The 16,777-nt window shown below is 40.6% G+C and carries 10 protein-coding genes and 3 pseudogenes; 7 read left to right on the top strand and 6 right to left on the bottom strand.

Translation table 11 applies throughout. The features are described from left to right. Positions 1 to 3 precede the first annotated feature (3 nt). Both ACZ1G6_RS01975 and ACZ1G6_RS01970 read right to left on the bottom strand, forming a co-directional pair. Positions 4 to 846 carry a divergent polysaccharide deacetylase family protein gene (locus tag ACZ1G6_RS01975; RefSeq protein ID WP_472617830.1) on the bottom strand — a complete coding sequence of 281 codons (843 nt, stop codon included), beginning with the start codon at positions 844 to 846 and terminating at the stop codon, positions 4 to 6. 134 nt (positions 847 to 980) lie between these two features. Then, entirely contained in the window at positions 981 to 1,724 is a 744-nt protein-coding gene (locus ACZ1G6_RS01970; RefSeq protein ID WP_472617829.1) for an SOS response-associated peptidase family protein, read from the bottom strand. Positions 1,725 to 1,874: 150 nt separating this feature from the next. Here ACZ1G6_RS01970 and ACZ1G6_RS01965 point away from each other — a divergent pair. Then, positions 1,875 to 3,631, top strand: a pseudogene (locus ACZ1G6_RS01965) (S41 family peptidase); the annotation flags it as partial. 90 nt (positions 3,632 to 3,721) lie between these two features. Beyond that, positions 3,722 to 5,170 (top strand): S41 family peptidase, encoded by a 1,449-nt coding sequence (locus ACZ1G6_RS01960; RefSeq protein ID WP_472619030.1) that lies wholly within the window; start codon positions 3,722 to 3,724, stop codon positions 5,168 to 5,170. A 57-nt stretch (positions 5,171 to 5,227) separates the two neighbouring features. On the opposite strand, the pseudogene ACZ1G6_RS01955 reads toward ACZ1G6_RS01960, so the two are convergent. Next, positions 5,228 to 6,359: pseudogene (locus ACZ1G6_RS01955) on the bottom strand (MalY/PatB family protein). Positions 6,360 to 6,493: 134 nt separating this feature from the next. Here ACZ1G6_RS01955 and ACZ1G6_RS01950 point away from each other — a divergent pair. After that, complete coding sequence (locus tag ACZ1G6_RS01950; protein ID WP_472617828.1) at positions 6,494 to 7,279, top strand: SDR family NAD(P)-dependent oxidoreductase; 786 nt, start codon at positions 6,494 to 6,496, stop codon at positions 7,277 to 7,279. Between the two features lie 29 nt (positions 7,280 to 7,308). Here ACZ1G6_RS01950 and typA read toward each other — a convergent pair whose 3' ends face one another. Continuing rightward, a complete protein-coding gene (gene typA / locus ACZ1G6_RS01945) occupies positions 7,309 to 9,141 on the bottom strand; it encodes a translational GTPase TypA (RefSeq protein WP_472619029.1) in 1,833 nt (610 codons plus the stop codon). 487 nt (positions 9,142 to 9,628) lie between these two features. On the opposite strand from typA, the gene glnA reads away from it, so the two are divergent. The 4 genes and pseudogenes from glnA (at position 9,629) to glnG (ending at position 14,468) form a co-directional block, all read left to right on the top strand. After that, positions 9,629 to 11,038, top strand: a complete 1,410-nt coding sequence (glnA, locus tag ACZ1G6_RS01940) for a glutamate--ammonia ligase (RefSeq protein ID WP_472617827.1) — start codon at positions 9,629 to 9,631, stop codon at positions 11,036 to 11,038. A gap of 185 nt (positions 11,039 to 11,223) precedes the next feature. Further along, positions 11,224 to 11,799, top strand: a complete 576-nt coding sequence (locus ACZ1G6_RS01935; RefSeq protein ID WP_472617826.1) for a DUF4124 domain-containing protein — start codon at positions 11,224 to 11,226, stop codon at positions 11,797 to 11,799. Between the two features lie 150 nt (positions 11,800 to 11,949). Next, positions 11,950 to 13,050, top strand: a complete 1,101-nt coding sequence (glnL, locus tag ACZ1G6_RS01930) for a nitrogen regulation protein NR(II) (protein WP_472617825.1) — start codon at positions 11,950 to 11,952, stop codon at positions 13,048 to 13,050. Between the two features lies 1 nt (position 13,051). Further along, a pseudogene (gene glnG, locus ACZ1G6_RS01925) lies at positions 13,052 to 14,468 on the top strand (nitrogen regulation protein NR(I)). On the opposite strand, the gene ACZ1G6_RS01920 reads toward glnG, so the two are convergent. Beyond that, entirely contained in the window at positions 14,465 to 15,940 is a 1,476-nt protein-coding gene (locus ACZ1G6_RS01920) for a HAMP domain-containing sensor histidine kinase (protein WP_472619028.1), read from the bottom strand. The pseudogene glnG and the gene ACZ1G6_RS01920 overlap by 4 nt on opposite strands. Further along, a complete protein-coding gene (locus ACZ1G6_RS01915; protein WP_472617824.1) occupies positions 15,940 to 16,668 on the bottom strand; it encodes a response regulator transcription factor in 729 nt (242 codons plus the stop codon). Before ACZ1G6_RS01915 ends, ACZ1G6_RS01920 begins: the two co-directional genes overlap by 1 nt. Positions 16,669 to 16,777 lie beyond the last annotated feature (109 nt).

Here is a 16,777-nt window from a genome sequence, read left to right as displayed (position 1 = left end):
GGGCTAATCAGGTAATACCGAAGTTCCCGTTTGTGCTTCATCTAAAAATAACTTCGCTTTACTATCACTCTTTTGAGCAGCCGCTGCAAGACGGGGGTTCACCCTAAACTTGTTTGTCTCTTGAAGATAGTCACTAATGGTTATTAACTCGATATCATTTGGCAAGTTTGAAAGTTTGTGTTGAAGATATTCAAGTGTTACTGGGTAGGGATGACCTATTCCTATCGCTTTACCATGCCTTCGCGCAATACGAACCAGGCGGTTAAATTGTTGGTCAATAAAATGTTCATTTGCTTCATGATCTAAAAAGATATGTCGCGATGCAGAAGTTACCTCATGCTGTAATGCAATCTGCTTGGCTTTTGAATACCGAGTCGTCTTACTGTCGACAAAAAACAGATTATTGGTTTCTAATACTGCCATAAATGCATTCATTTGCAGTGACATTTGTGTCAATTTACTGCCCATATGATTATTCACTCCCACCGCGTGAGGCACGGTTTGTAATGCAGATAGCAGCGCGTTCTCTACCTCTTGTGGGTACATATTTGCAAGAATAGGGCCTACGCCTAAGTTTGTTTTGTGCAAAGATTCCATAGGCATATGAAGCATGACCTCGCGGTTTTGCTGGGAAGACCAATATGAAAATTCAGTCGAATAATCCGTATGCGGAAGTATGGAAAATGTTACTTTACGTGATAGAGCAAAAGCTTTAGCGTCAGAAGGCTTCGCGCCTATATCATCAATGATAATCGCTATTTGAACTTTCGCTTGGTCAGCCCAAGATGATGCACTATGAGCGCCTAACACAAGCAAAATGAATATAGATAAAAGTTGTTTTAGCACAGTGTTACTTTCTTATAGTTTGACAAAGCATACCAATCCTTTTTATAAATTCAAGTATTACTCAATTAATGCGTTCAACAAGCCAAGGTATCAATAGTAAAGCAATAAGTGTGCACAAATTTACGATGCGGATGCTAGTATGCAGTATTTGTTGCTGAATCTGATGCCAAATCTGAAATTAAAGTATCACTCTTTTGTCCAATAGGAAGTTTTGATTTATAAGTTTTCACTCTTTGTACATGCAAAGTAGGAAATAATCGAGGATGGGAAAGTAAGGTTTGAATCTCTATATTGTCTGCGTTAAGCCCTTGAATCCAACTACTTAAAAAGTGAGATTCAATTGGCAAGAATAAAGGAAACGCTTTGTCATGGTAGGGTGTCATTTTAGGGTGAGCGTCGCGGGTAATAATAGCGCAGCAATAATCATTATTTGGCAATCTGCGATAAAGTGCTCCAAGCATAAAAGCAGAGGCACTGCTCATTAAAAATTGCTGCTTGGTTTTATCTACTTTTTTCGATTCACCAATTTGATCAGCAATTACGATCCCGCGCGCGCTATGCAACGCGTGTGACCAAAAAGAACTGGCTAAGTTTCGTGCATTAAACGTTGTTCGCTTTCCTAGCACGGTCTCACCAGCTTGTGTATATGCATCGAACCACCAAATTGCGTTGACTATTTTTGCTTGGCCATTTTCACTGATCAACAATGGAATGCGTCGACTAATATCACCACCAAATGCTGGGTAGGCCTGAAACTCTGGAAAACTAGTAAGTTGAAAAGCGAGTTCAGGTGAGTTTATTTTTAGTTTATTAAGCACCTCAATCCACTGTGGAGATTCTTTAATAGTAGCTTGCTCATACGCGACAAAACCACACATATTACTATTTCCTCTTGCTTGTAAAGTTTTATGCTATATCTAGTACTTAGCATTATTTGAAAAGCCCGAGACGAAAGTATAGTATCGATGTAGAAATTTATGCTAACTATTACTAAAAACCATATAACTATTATTCATTAAGGTTTCTTTATGACGTTCATTTTGCGCATCGCTACCCTGCGAACATTTGTGCTTACAGCCACTTTAGCGATAAGCGCTATTGTTAGTGTAGCAGCAGCTCAAACCCAACAAGCTCTTATTCTGCAACCAAGTGTTAGTCCAGATGGTAAAACCATCGCTTTTAGTTATCAAGGTGATATTTGGACCGTGAGTATCAATGGTGGCAGAGCAAATCGATTAACAATTCACGAAGGTTATGAATCTAATCCCGTTTGGCATCCTGATGCTAAATATATTGCATTTAACAGTGATCGCTTTGGCAACAGTGATGTTTTTGTGATGCCTGCCAAAGGAGGCCCCCCAAACGCTTAACATATCATTCGTCTTCAGATCGCGTTACCGGTTTTGCCGATGATAATAATGTAATGTTTATGAGCCGTCGTTTATATGCGCAAGTTGAGCGTGAAGCTGAAATATTTACAGTTGATACTAGCGGCCAGAAAACTGAAAACAGATTCATGGATGCCTTAGGATTAGATGCTGTTTTATCCCCTAACGGGAATAAAGTTGCATTTGTTAGAGGGACGGCAAGAACATCTCGCGAGGATTACAGAGGCCCCGCCAATCGAAACATTTGGATTTATGATATTGATAAACGCGAATATACCCAACTAAGTCAATATGCAGGTAGCGAATTTAAGCCGCTTTGGGCAGGTAATCGTTCGGTTTTTTATATTGCCCCTAATGCAGGAAAATATAATGTATTTAAAAGTAACTTACAGGGAGATTTAACACAAATCACCTCAGAAACAGAGTTTGGCGTTAATCACTTTTCAATTGATGAAGACGGTGACACCGTGGTCTATCAAGCTGGCAATAAAGTGTTTGCCTTTGATGTAAATAAAAAACAAAAACGTGAAATAAACATCGATGTGGCTAGCGATTTCAGATTTGACCCCGTGGTAGCAAAACAGATTAACAATTCAGTGGGACAATATGCTGTTTCACCCAATGGTAAGCTCTCAGCTTATGAGCTTCGTGGTGATATTTATGTCACTCGTAATGACAAAGAAGACAAGCGCAGTGTCAGATTAACCCAAGGAGCCCCGCGTGACCGTGATGTCACATGGCTCAATGACGACACACTAATATTTGTCTCGGATGCAAAAGGCCGCAATAACTTGTATATGCTTGTGTCTGATGATGAGAATGACAGTAATTTGTTTAGTTCGTTAAAACGTAAAACAATTGCTATTACCAATAGTGAAACGGAAGATACGTCGCCGATTGTTTCGCCTAATTCTCAGCGCTTAGTATATCTGCAAGGTCGAGGCACGCTTATTAGCGCTGCCATCTCTGAAGAAGGCACGTTGAGCGATAAAATAACATTATTAGATGGTTGGGCAACGCCTGAAGGCATTGCATGGTCACCTGATAGTCAATGGCTCGCCTATTCATTAACCGACCTTAGCTTTAATGATGAAATATATATTCATGCTGCAGATAATTCTCAAGCACCTGTTAATGTCAGTATGCACCCTAAATATGATATCAATCCAGTTTGGAGCCCGGATGGCAGTAAGTTAGGCTTTAGCTCGATGCGTAACAATGGAGACTTTGATATTTGGTTTGCTTGGTTAAACAAAGCTGACTATGAACGTTCAAGGGAAGAATGGCGTCGAATGGATAAAATGGATGATAAAAAACCAGATGCCAAAAAGAAAAAAGAGGATGATGAAACTAAGGATGAAGATTCCAACGAAGGTGATGAAGATAGTGCAGAAGAAGCAAAAGAAGAAGTTATCACAATCGACTTTGACGGCATTTATAAAAGACTAGAGCAAGTAACACGTTTCACGGGTAATGAGACCGAATTAATGTTCGACCAAAAAGGCGAACATATTTATTACGCAATTGGTGGTTCGGGCAGGCAAAACTTTGAAATTGATCGAAACCTATACAAAATCAAATGGGACGGTGAAGACAAAAAGACGGTTATCAAAGGTAACTTAAGCCCACGAATGTTATCACTTGCTGATAAAGGTAAGAGTTTATATGCCCTTACTCGTGGTGGTAAAATCATGAAAATAAACACCAAGAGCGATAAGTCTCAAAGCCTAAACGTTAGCTCTCAGCAAATAATCGATCGCCGTGCGGAACGCGAACAAATATTCGATGATGCTTGGCGTGCACTCAACTCTGGTTTCTATGATCCTAATTTTCATGGAAAAGACTGGGATGCTTTACGAGAAAAATACAAGCCAATTGCCTTAAATGCATCGACTAAAGAAGACTTTCAATACATCTTTAATTTAATGTTGGGGCAACTTAATGCAAGTCACATGGGCTTGTTTAGGGGAGAAAACCCTAAGCAAACACAACGACAGCGCACCGGCTTAATAGGTGCAGAAGGAATAAGTACAAGTAAAGGATTTGAGATTACTTCAATCTTGCCTGGCAGCCCGGCAGATAGAGTAGATAGCAAACTTTATGTGGGTGATCTAATCACGCATGTAAATCAGCAAGCCGTCAATGGCCAAAACCTATATGCCTTGCTGAATAATCAGATTGACATGCCAGTATTACTTAAGCTTAATCGCGCAAGCGTCAATGAGGGCGAAGATGCTCAGCAAGAACTCGTTATTTGGCCAACAGATAGTTTAAACAGTCAGTTATATGATGACTGGGTTGAAGAGCGCCGAAGACTCACTGATGAGTACTCTGGTGGTCGTTTAGGCTATTTACATATCCGTGGTATGAATTGGACCAGTTTTGAACGCTTTGAACGAGAGTTGATGGCTGCTGGATATGGCAAAGAAGGCATTGTGATTGATGTTCGCTATAACGGCGGTGGATGGACAACTGACTATTTGATGGCTGTGCTAAACGTTAAACAACATGCATATACCATTCCTCGCGGTGCAGCTAGCGACTTAGAAAAAGATCACGGTAAATTTGTAAACAATTATCCTTTTGCTGAACGTTTGCCCTTATCTGCTTGGACTAAGCCGTCTATCGCAATGAGTAATGAAAATAGCTACTCTAATGCTGAAATATTTTCACATGCGTATAAAGCACTTGGCATAGGTAAGCTTGTAGGTCGTCCAACATTTGGTGCTGTCATCAGTACTGGCGGTTATGGATTGGTTGATGGCTCGCTTGTGCGTATGCCGTTTAGAGGCTGGTGGGTAAAAGAAACAGGCGACAATATGGACTTTGTACCAGCTGTCCCGGACATTGAAGTATTTAACCCACCTGCTTACAAAGCAAAAGGAATAGATCCACAGCTTAAAACTGCAGTTGAAGAGTTACTCAAAGACTTATAAGGCATTAACAAGTCTACAAGAGAAGTCTTTTGTTAAAATAGCCACTTTGTTAAGTGGCTATTTTTTTAATCGCGATACAATCTGTTCAAGCATTGAACGCGGGCATCCATAGTTTATTCTGAAAAAATCGGCGTTGCCAAAATCTTTACCTGTGGGAGGGACCGACGCCGCGCGTTTCACACCATTTTTGAGTATCGGTCTTAAGCTGTGATGCATCTACCCACAAAAGATATGTAGCTTGTGGGGAAAGCGCCTTTAAACCATCTATTTGGTTGATTGCGTTTACTAAATAGTCTCTGTTTTGAACTAAATATGCTTTTTGTTGAGTCAGCCAATCATCACACTGGGTAAATGCAGCTTGGGTCGCCGCTAAGCCCATAACATTTACCCAAGGCACAATGCCTGAGCCAGCTTTCGTGAACTTTGATCTGACTTTGGGATCAGGAATTATCGCAAATGAAGTACCTAGGCCTGCAATGTTAAAGGTTTTACTTGCTGCCATTAAAGTCACTGATCCTTGACTAATACTAGGTAATGAGCTCACTGGAACATGTGTAAGATCATCTAAAATTAAATCGCAGTGAATTTCATCGCTGCACACCATTACATTGTTTTCGTTGCAAATACGCCCTATATCATCAAGCTCCTGTTCGCTAAGAACCGAGCCATTCGGATTCATTGGATTACATAAAATAAATAACTTAGTTTCGGGCTTAGCAGCATGTTCAGCCAATGCCTCAAAATCTATCGTGTAGCGACCATTGATTTGTTGGCAGCCAATATCAATTCTTTTTAACCCGTTAATAGCAGGAGCAGCAAGTAAGGGCGGATAATTGGGACTTTGTACCATCACCGCATCACCTTTACGGCAAAATGCCTTACATGCCATGTTAAATGCAGGAACTACACCGGGTGTCCATACTATCCAGTCAGTCTGAATATTCCATGAATATTGTTGAGCACACCAATGCTTTATTGCCGCTAATGCTGGTGCATGATGAGCAGGTAATGTATAGCCTAATATCTGTTCATCAATTCTGTGATGTAGAGCTTCTATAATGGGGGCTGCACAAGCAAACTCTGTATCGGCAACCCATGCAGGTAATATATCTTTGCCTTTATACTTTTCCCATTTAAAAGCATGAGTTGGGCTTCTATCGATGAGATTATCAAAAAGTGGATTGCTCACAGGTATTTTGTCCTTGGTAAAATCCTATCGTCTTGACGAAATATTAACCTAACAAAAAGGTTTTTATTAGTCTTAAACTATGTTTTATTAATCTATCTACTACCGAAAAAATCTATTTTGTTAAAAGGTAAATGATGATTCACAATCAAACGGTGTTAATAACGGGAAGTGCCAGTGGTTTAGGACAAGCACTCACTAACTACCTATCTGAAGCATCATTAAACAATACTCTAATTCTTATCGACTTGTCCGAACATGCCCCTCAAGTGAAGCAGGATAATCAGCGATACTACTGCGCTGACATTTGCGATAGTCGAACATTGCGCGACGCAATCACAGATGCTTGTGACAATGTTGGAAAGATTGACCTTTGTATACACTGCGCAGGGATTCTAGTGTCAAAACCTTTTATGGATACCAGCCAAGATGAATTTGAACACCAAATCAAAGTCAATCTTTTTGGCTCGCGCAATGTCATGGAGGCTGTTATTCCTTACATGGTATCAGGTAGCAAAATAGCGCTTGTTGCCTCAATGGCTGCTTTTATGAAAGTATATGGTTATAGCGCCTATGGAAGTTCGAAAAGCGCGGTTCATCGGCTGGCTCAAAATGTCAGGCTTGAACTAAAAGACCAAAATATTGATGTAGTGTCAATTTGCCCGCCAAGTGTCGATACACCGATGGTACAAACTGAAGCCCAGTCAATACATCCGGCTACCAAAGCGCTAAAGGATGTTGCTGGCACAATGAGTGTTAATGACGCAGCAATACAAATTATCAAAGGTCTTTGCGGCAAACAAAGAACTATCGTAATCGGTATGCGAGCCAAGATTTTATATTATTTGGCGCAAGTCACGCCGGCATTTATAGAGGATATGGTGGGAGATCTGATAGTGGCTAAACACTCAAGAAAGAGCTAGACATCGTAGCCGATGTCTAGCGATATTACTTAGTCTTTCTTGACGCGTGAAGCGCGTTTACGGTCTGATTCCGTCAGTAATTTTTTGCGAATTCGAATACTTTGCGGTGTCACTTCTACCAATTCATCATCGTCAATAAATTCTAAAGCTTGTTCGAGCGTGTATACAATCGGCGGAACAAGGGTTTGAGCTTCATCGGTACCAGATGCACGTACGTTAGTTAACTGTTTGCCTTTAAGTGCATTTACAGTCAAATCATTATCGCGGCTGTGAATACCAATAACCATTCCCTCATAAACTTCAACACCATGTCCGATAAACAATCGTCCACGCTCTTGTAAGTTAAACAGTGCGTTGGTTAGCGCTTTACCAGTTGCATTGGCAATCAAAACGCCATTTTTACGTTGACCAATGTTACCGCCTTTGTGTGGACCGTAGTGATCAAAAGTATGATAAAGCAATCCAGAACCAGAAGTAAGCGTCATAAAGTCAGTTTGAAAACCAATTAATCCTCGGCTAGGGATCATAAAGTCAACACGCACTCTTCCCTTCCCATCAGGGCTCATGTTAGTCATTTCTGCTTTACGTAAACCAAGCTGTTCCATAATAGAACCTTGGTTTTGTTCTTCAACATCAACCGTTAATGATTCATATGGTTCGAGTAATTGGCCATCTTCCTCTTTGAGGATAACTTCAGGACGAGAAACTGCAAGTTCATAACCTTCACGTCGCATATTCTCAATTAAGATACCTAAATGAAGCTCGCCTCGACCTGATACTCTAAATTTATCTGGGTCAGCCGTTTCCTCAACACGCAAAGCAACATTGTGTACTAATTCGGTATGAAGGCGTTCAAGGATATTTCGTGACGTGACATATTTACCTTCTTTGCCCGCAAATGGTGAAGTATTTACTTGGAATGTCATTGTTACAGTTGGCTCATCTACCGAAAGTGGCGGCAAAGCCTCAACGTTAGTAATGTCACAAATGGTATCGGAAATCTTTAGCTCACCTAGTCCGGTAATTGCAATAATATCACCTGCAGCAGCATCTTCTACGTCATGGCGCTCAAGTCCTAAATATCCTAGTACTTTGCCGACTTTTCCATTTCTGGTTTCGCCTTTTGCATTGACAACCGTGACTTGTTGATTAATTTTAACGGTACCACGAGTAATTCTACCCACACCAATAACGCCTACGTAGGAGTTATAATCAAGCTGAGAAATTTGCATTTGCAGCGCACCTTGAGCGTCTGCATCTGGTGGTGCGACTTGTTTAACGATCGTCTCAAACAAAGGAGTCATATCATCACTTACTACATCGGCATCATTTGACGCCCAACCATTTAAGGCTGACGCATATACCACTTCAAAGTCAAGTTGCTCGTCCGTTGCACCTAAGTTGTCGAATAAATCAAACACTTGGTCCATAACCCAATCCGGACGCGCACCAGGTTTGTCAATCTTGTTGATCACCACAATCGGCTTCAAGCCTTGGGCAAATGCTTTTTGAGTTACAAAACGAGTTTGCGGCATTGGACCTTCTTGAGCATCAACCAGCAACAACACAGAATCGGCCATTGACATAACACGCTCTACTTCACCACCAAAATCGGCGTGTCCAGGAGTATCAACGATGTTAATACGGTAGCCGTTCCAGTTGATGGCAGTATTTTTAGCCAGAATCGTAATGCCGCGTTCTTTTTCGATATCATTCGAGTCCATGACGCGCTCTTCAGCGTCTCCTCGGCTTTCTAAAGTACCAGATTGTTGTAACAGCTTATCAACCAACGTAGTTTTACCGTGGTCAACGTGCGCTATGATCGCAATATTGCGTAAATTATTGATATCGTTCGACAAAATTATTAGCCTTTACTTAATGTTACCCTTAAACAAACTAAACGTATCTATTTAGCTGCGACGGGGAATACTAGCTTGCGTGTTTTTTAGTACGCAAAAAAATGAGCGCGCATTATACACGAGAACGTTTAACAAACAGAGGAAAATTTACACAATTTATCAACTTTATTTTACGCAAAAGAAGCAATGCACCATATAAATGCAAAGACAGGCAAAATGGCACAAAATTAGTGCAATTCTGTTATTTATATTTTGGCATTAACCTTCTAACACACTGTTTTATATAATGTTTATTTTGATTGCACTATGGCATGAAATTGGCTTATGATGTATGAAGATTTACGCGAGCAAATACTTGTAACGAGTACAAGCATGATGCTTAACGATATATAGTTTGTATTTAAATAGCTTGTATCGGGACGGCATTGATAAAATGTTGGTATTCAATGCTCAGCACACACAAAAATGGATACTATAACCGGAGGACGTTATGTCATACGAATCAGCATTGGAACTGATTAAAGAAACTGAAGCTAAATTTGTCGATTTGCGCTTTACAGATACTAAGGGTAAAGAACAACACGTCTCTATCCCTTCTCACCAAGTCGATGAAGACTTTTTTGAAGAAGGGAAAATGTTCGATGGTTCATCAATTGCTGGATGGAAAGGGATAAACGAGTCAGACATGGTGTTAATGCCTGACCCTGAAACAGCTGTATTAGACCCTTTTGCTGAAGAAACTCAAGTAAATATACGTTGTGATATTCTTGAACCATCTACCATGCAAGGATATTCACGTGACCCTCGCTCCGTGGCTAAGCGCGCAGAAGATTACCTCAAATCGACAGGCATTGGCGACACAGTATTGTTTGGTCCTGAGCCAGAATTTTTCTTATTTGATGATGTTCGTTTCCACACTGATATGGCGGGTTCGTTTTATAAAATTGACTCTGAAGAAGCAAAATGGAATTCAGGTGCTGAGTACGAAGGAGGCAACCTTGGTCATCGTCCTGGTGTAAAAGGCGGTTACTTCCCGGTTCCTCCAGTAGATTCAGGCCATGACATTCGTGCATCAATGTGCACAGTAATGGAAGAAATGGGTTTGACGGTAGAAGCTCATCACCATGAAGTGGCTACATCAGGCCAAAACGAAATTGCTTGTTTGTTTAATTCTTTAGTGAAAAAAGCAGACGAAATACAAATCTACAAGTATGTTGTGCACAACGTTGCTCACGCATATGATAAAACAGCTACATTTATGCCAAAACCCTTGGTTGGTGATAATGGTTCAGGTATGCATTGCCACCAGTCAATCAGCAAAGATGGTAAAAACATTTTTGCAGGCGATAAATATGCCGGTTTATCAGAAGATGCTTTATATTACATTGGCGGCATTATCAAACATGCGCGCGCAATTAACGCGTTTGCAAATGCATCAACCAACTCATATAAGCGTCTAGTTCCTGGATTTGAAGCACCAGTAATGCTAGCTTACTCTGCGCGTAACAGAAGTGCATCAATACGAATTCCATTTGTCACCAGTGATAAAGCGCGTCGTATAGAAGTGCGATTCCCTGACCCGACTGCAAACCCATATTTAGCCTTTGCTGCTATGTTAATGGCTGGGATCGATGGTATTAAGAATAAAATCCATCCTGGTGATGCTGCAGATAAAGACTTGTATGACTTACCTCCTGAAGAAGCGGCTGATATACCAACCGTAGCAAGCTCGTTAGAACAAGCGTTAGAAGCGCTTAGTGCTGATAGAGAGTTTTTAACTGCAGGTGGAGTAATGAGCGACGAAATGATTGATGCGTATATCGATCTAAAATCTGAAGAAGTTCAAGCAGTTAACATGACAACTCACCCACTTGAGTTCGATATGTACTACAGTGTTTAACACTAGATTGAATGCTTAATTAGCAATAAATTTTGATATAAGCAAAAAGCCCGTTAAAACGGGCTTTTTTTTGCTGTCGATTTAGTACACTATAGCTTGTTAGTATTAGGATTAAATAATAATTATGAACGCAAAAAGCATATTAGGGTTTGCTAGCATCGCGCTAATTTCACTGACAGTGTCCAGTGCATTTGCTCAACAGACAAGCCAACAAAATACTCAAGCAAATGATGCAAACGCTAATGCGCAAAGCGCCCAGCCTGATCCAAATACTACTTCTCAAGCAGCGACGCCTTCGTTTCGACCTGAGTACGATTTATCGCAAAGTAAACCCCGATGGTACTATCAGTTACTCAGATACTCCTTCTCCTGGTGCTATCCCATTTGAGTTAAAGGCGAATCATAATACTATCACAGGTCCTGCGCCTGATTTACCACCTTTGCCCGGTGCAGCGCCCGACGGCATCGACTACCGTTTACAAGTGAATAGTCCAGCAAATGATGCAACGATAAGAAGCAATAGTGGTGATTTAAGCATTAACGCGTCAATGGATCCTATGGCTGCGGGGACTTATCAACTAGCCATCAATGGCGAAACTTACCGCTCAAATTCTGGCGCATTTCAGTTAGAAAACTTCAACCGTGGTTCACATTCATACGAAATATCTTTTATTGACAGTTCAGGCTCGGTAATTGCATCTAGTGGTTCTAGAATACTGCATTTGCAAAGAGCGTCACTGCCAATCAATCGCGCTCGTTAAGCCCCTTATTCCATAAGGGATCTACAATAAGCGCATTGGTACTAAAATTCGCTGTACTCTTTGACCAAATGCATTAATATCATAATTGCACCAATGAGGTGCAATTACTTTCTTTATATTTTGTGAAAGTTAATATTAATGGAGCCATAAGTGGTCGACGACCGAAAACAATATGAATTGTTTCTACATTCTTTAAAAACGGCTTTGGTGCTGATTGACGATGATTTCACAATTAGTTTCGTCAATGACTCTGCGTTAAGTTTACTTGAAACAGGCATCAGTCAGTTAAGAGAACGTCCTTTGGACGATTTTTTCATGGACGAAAGTTTAAACAAAGAGCAGCTTATAAAAGCAATGGCTAATGGTGAGGACTTTCGTGAAACAGAAGTACAACTATGCTTTAAAGATGGCCGTTGTTTACTTGCCGATGTTAACGCAAATATTATAGAGACGAATGGTCGACGACATGTACTAATTGAGTTGCTACCCGTTGATAAGCAACGCAAAATAACACTAGAATCGATGCAACATTCGCAGCAACTAGCCGCTCGAGATCTTGTAAGGGGCCTTGCCCATGAAATAAAAAATCCACTAGGAGGCATTAGAGGCGCGGCTCAATTATTAGAAAAAGAATTACCTAGTCCTGAATTAAAAGAGTTCACGACAATGATCATAGATCAATCCGACCGTCTTCGTAACCTAGTCGATAGACTATTAGGGCCAAATTCTTTGCCTAAAAAAGTAGACTTCAATGTTCATGAAATTATTGAGAAAGTATCGTCATTGATATCGCTAGATCTGCGCTTTACTGTCGACATCGAGAAAGACTATGACCCATCAATTCCCAATTTGCATGCTGACCCAGATATGTTGCAGCAAGCAATCTTGAATATTGCGCGAAACGCCATACAAGCATTACGAGACGACGATACTGATAATCCTAGCCTAATATTTAAAACAAGAATCGATAGACAATGCGTGATCAAGGGCATTCGTCACCCCTTAGCAATTAAGATCAGCATTATCGATAATGGACCGGGTGTACCAAATAAGTTAAAAGACACCTTGTTTTACCCGATGGTCAGTAGCAAAGACAATGGTAGTGGTTTAGGCTTATCCATCGCACAAACACTCACTGATCATCATAACGGAAAGATCGATCTAGAGAGTTTCCCCGGCTATACGGAATTTACTGTATATCTACCTTTAGCTAAAAGAATAAATACATCATCGTTACAAGGAGAGCAATAATATGAGCCAAGCTGTTTGGATAGTAGATGATGATAGTTCAATTAGATGGGTACTTGAAAAAGCACTTAAAGCGGCACAAATCGAAAGCCTAAGTTTTGATAACCCACAAGACGTCCTGCTACAAATAGAGTCAGGCCACTCTCCGATGGTGATTATTTCTGATGTCAAAATGCCACAAATGAACGGCTTGCAATTGCTAGAACAAGTGCACCATCACCTTCCTGAATTACCTATAATTATAATGACAGCGCACTCTGATTTAGATAGCGCGGTTAACGCATATCAAGGTGGCGCATTTGAATATTTACCCAAGCCATTTGATATTGAAGATGCAGTTGCACTTACTCGTCGTGCGATTGAATATGCCAAAGAAGTAGTCCAAAGTACAGAAACAATTAGTACAAACCCTGCATCTGAAATTATCGGAGAGGCCCCTGCAATGCAGCAAGTGTTTAGGGCAATTGGTCGACTTTCTCGTTCATCAATTAGTGTGCTTATCAATGGTCAGTCTGGAACAGGAAAAGAACTGGTTGCACATGCTTTACATAAACATAGCCCGCGATCAAAACAGTCATTTGTTGCGTTAAATATGGCAGCAATTCCCGTTGACTTGATTGAGTCGGAACTCTTTGGTCATGAAAAAGGCGCTTTTACAGGCGCTCAAACTACACGCACTGGACGTTTTGAACAGGCTAATGGCGGCACACTATTTTTAGATGAAATAGGTGATATGCCAATAGGTGTGCAGACTCGTTTATTGCGAGTGTTAGCCGATGGACAATTTTATCGTGTAGGCGGACATAACCCAGTATCTGTTGATGTTCGAATCATTGCGGCAACTCATCAAGATCTCGAAAAAAGAGTCAGCGATGGTAAATTTAGAGAGGACTTATATCATCGACTTAATGTCATTCGTGTACATATACCTTCTCTTAATGAACGTAAAGAAGATATCCCTCTACTAGCACAGCATTTCTTAGGAAAAGCAGCGAATGAACTAGGCGTTGAACAAAAATTTTTAAACAAAGAAACCTCAACGATCATTACTAGGCTTCCTTGGCCTTAGTAATGTTCGCCAACTTGAAAATATGTGCCGATGGCTAACTGTTATGGCCAGTGGCCAAGAAGTGCTTCCAAATGACTTACCGGCAGAGCTTATTAACAGTCATGAACACGACATTGCCTTACCAAGCACCAAAGTCGTTGGAGATTGGAAACACTTAGTTGCAAATTGGGCGCAAGAACAACTGAATTTAGGAAAAGTAGATATTTTAACCGAGGCCGTTCATGAGTTAGAGAGCACCTTGCTTGGCATAGCGCTTGAACATACCCAAGGACATAAGCAAGAGGCAGCCAAAAAGCTTGGCTGGGGACGCAATACGCTGACAAGAAAGCTCAAAGAATTAGACATTGACTAGCAAAGCTCAAAACTAAACACGCTTCCCTTTCCTAGTTCGCTGCTTACCAAAAGCTCACTCCCCAATAAGGCAATGAGCTTTTGGCTAATTGCTAATCCTAAGCCGACATGGGTATTTGCATCACGCTCAGAGTTACTCGCTTGATAGCGAGCATTGAAGATAAGGTTAATCTCTTCTTTTGAAATACCGATACCTGTGTCAACTACCTTTATCCATAACTTATCGTTGACATTCTCAAGCACAATTGTCACATCACCCTCATTAGGCGTGTGTCTCAAAGCATTTTCAATTAAATTTGTTAACACTCGTTCGAGCTTTTCGATATCGGTTGATATGTAATCATTTACGGAACATGCCGTTACACTAAGGGAAATATTTTTTTCGTTGGCTTTCATCTGAAATTTAGCGGCAATATCGTGAAGCAAGTCGGTAAGAATAAAAGGCTCACGTTTTAACTCTACATGTCCACTTTCAAGGTAAGACAGCTCAAAAATTTGATCAATTAGACGCTTTAAGTTACGTAAGTTTTTTAGTGAAATATCGACAAACGTTTTACGTTCCTCAGCACTCAAAGATTCCCCTTTTAAGCTAAGGGTTTCTATATAACCTTGAAGGTTTGCCAATGGTGTACGTAAATCATGTGATAAATCAGTGAGTAAACTTTTACGTTGAGTATCGGTAGATTTAATTTGTTGCCATTGTGTATCGATATGCTTAAGCATTTCGTTGAATGAATACCCTAAACGTTGTACTTCGTTGCGAGAATCATCATTCCAAGGTAATAGACTTACTCCCGATGCTTGAAGGTTAAATCCGCTGCCTCTGAAGCTGTCCATATCATCACTTAAGCGCTTAAGCGGCAATGTAAACACCCTAAACAATATCAGTAAGGAGAAAAACAAAAAAAGTGTGCCTGCAATAATGACCATGGCAAACTGCTGTATTCCTTTGCTCTTTTGCAAACCATCGACGATTGAATCATATTGCGCTCCGCCGATAATGACGTACAAATACCCTTGTAGCTTATCATTGTTATAAACAGGCGCTGCTGAGAAAATTTTCTGAGTATAACGCGAACGAGGGTCCGTCCCATACACAGGCAGTCGCTGTGGATCAGCGATTAGCTCTAGCACGGGGGCCAAATCAATTTTATTGGCGATAAGATCTTCTTTGGGTGCAGAATAAGTAAGAACATTACCTTGAGGGTCGACAAAGTAAAATTCAAAACTAGGCCCCATGACCATCAAGGTATGAAAAAGATTCTTTAGGGCTTCGTAGTCATAAACGCCCATTTTTAAAAGCGGATTATCTGTGACAAGGTGCTGAGCAAGTGAAATATGCAGGCGCTGTTCACCTTCATGTTTAACAGATTCTTGCAGATAAGATGAGGCCCATACAAATAGGCCGATTACAGCAAAAAACACAATGACTAGGCTGATTGCCAAACGCTGATAAAAACACAATTTAGGCATCACATTTGCTCCGTGCGCTTATCGCAAGATGCATTAAACTTATATCCAACACCCCAAACAGTTTGCACATAATCAGGATTTGCAGCATCTTTTTCAACCTTGGCTCGCAGACGATTAATATGGGAGTTTACAGTATGCTCATAGCCACTATGCTGATATCCCCATACAGATTCAAGTAACTGCGTTCGCGAAAATACTTGGTTAGGATGTCTCATCAAATGATATAGCAAATCGAACTCTGTAGCAGTTAGCTCAATGGCTTTGCCATTACAAACAACTTCACGCGTTTGTTGATTAATATTAATGTTACCTTGTCGAAGCTGTTCTGCGGCATTTGCTGGTTGCTTTGATATGTCGCTTAATAAATGTGCTTTGCGTATTTGAGAGCGGACTCTTGCTTGCAATTCTCTGATACTAAATGGTTTAGTCATGTAATCATCAGCCCCAAGCTCTAAACCAAGCACTCTATCGGTTTCTGAATCCTTCGAAGTTAACATGATGATCGCTTGCTCTGGTTTCTTTTCGCGCAATTGCCGACAAATATCTAAGCCTCCCATACTGGGTAACATCACATCAAGTAAGACTAAACTGAAGTCTTTAGCAAGGGCCCGTTGAAGGCCATCGCGGCCATCGCCTTGTATCTCTATCGACAATGATAGTTCTTCTAAATTCACCTTAATCAAACTGGCAATGTCAATATCATCTTCAACTACTAAGACCTTATCCATCGTCTTCTCTCCAACATAAAAAAGCATACGCATCTGTTTACAAGACCCGTTTGTGCTCATAATAATTTCGTTATTTACTATGGTGCTGGATAAGTATCAAAAAAGTATC

The organism is Glaciecola sp. HA4-3, assembly GCF_055693685.1.
Note: the sequence above shows the minus strand (reverse complement) of the source record. Positions and strands in the feature narration are given on the sequence as shown.

Excerpts from the sequence above, each read along its gene's own strand:
- ACZ1G6_RS01950 (WP_472617828.1), top strand. The coding sequence starts at position 6,494 with ATGATTCACAATCAAACGGTGTTAATAACGGGAAGTGCCAGTGGTTTA.
- glnA (WP_472617827.1), top strand. The coding sequence starts at position 9,629 with ATGTCATACGAATCAGCATTGGAACTGATTAAAGAAACTGAAGCTAAA.
- ACZ1G6_RS01960 (WP_472619030.1), top strand. The coding sequence starts at position 3,722 with ATGTTCGACCAAAAAGGCGAACATATTTATTACGCAATTGGTGGTTCG.
- ACZ1G6_RS01920 (WP_472619028.1), bottom strand. The coding sequence starts at position 15,940 with ATGCCTAAATTGTGTTTTTATCAGCGTTTGGCAATCAGCCTAGTCATT.
- ACZ1G6_RS01970 (WP_472617829.1), bottom strand. The coding sequence starts at position 1,724 with ATGTGTGGTTTTGTCGCGTATGAGCAAGCTACTATTAAAGAATCTCCA.
- ACZ1G6_RS01915 (WP_472617824.1), bottom strand. The coding sequence starts at position 16,668 with ATGGATAAGGTCTTAGTAGTTGAAGATGATATTGACATTGCCAGTTTG.